Annotated in this window: 1 pseudogene; it reads right to left on the reverse strand. The window is 59.3% G+C overall.

Features of this window, described 5'->3' with window-relative positions:
- Nucleotides 1-742 (reverse strand): annotated as a pseudogene (locus P5674_RS25460) (WD40 repeat domain-containing protein); the annotation flags it as partial.

The raw sequence follows: 742 nt of genomic DNA on the forward strand, positions 1-742 counted from the left end.
AGGGTAGCGAGTTCCCTCCCCTGCTCCAAATCCCACAGTTTCAGGGTGTTATCACTCGATGCAGACACCGCTCGTTTCCCGTCGGGGGCGATCGCCACTGCATTTACCCTGTTACTATGCCCAGAGAGGGTAGCGAGTTCCCTCCCCTGCTCCAAATCCCACAGTTTCAGGGTGTTATCACCCGATGCAGACACCGCTCGTTTCCCGTCGGGGGCGATCGCCACTGCCCATACCGAGTCACTATGCCCAGAGAGGGTAGCGAGTTCCCTCCCCTGCTCCAAATCCCACAGTTTCAGGGTGTTATCACCCGATGCAGACACCGCTCGTTTCCCGTCGGGGGCGATCGCCACTGCCCATACCGAGTCACTATGCCCAGAGAGGGTAGCGAGTTCCCTCCCCTGCTCCAAATCCCACAGTTTCAGGGTGTTATCACGCGATGCAGACACCGCTCGTTTCCCGTCGGGGGCGATCGCCACTGCATTTACCGAGCGACTATGCCCAGAGAGGGTAGCGAGTTCCCTCCCCTGCTCCAAATCCCACAGTTTCAGGGTGTTATCACGCGATGCAGACACCGCTCGTTTCCCGTCGGGGGCGATCGCCACTGCATTTACCGAGCGACTATGCCCAGAGAGGGTAGCGAGTTCCCTCCCCTGCTCCAAATCCCACAGTTTCAGGGTGTTATCACGCGATGCAGACACCGCTCGTTTCCCGTCGGGGGCGATCGCCACTGCATTTACCGAGA

It is taken from the genome of Limnospira sp. PMC 289.06 (assembly GCF_032350395.1).
In the GTDB taxonomy this organism is placed as follows: domain Bacteria; phylum Cyanobacteriota; class Cyanobacteriia; order Cyanobacteriales; family Microcoleaceae; genus Limnospira; species Limnospira platensis.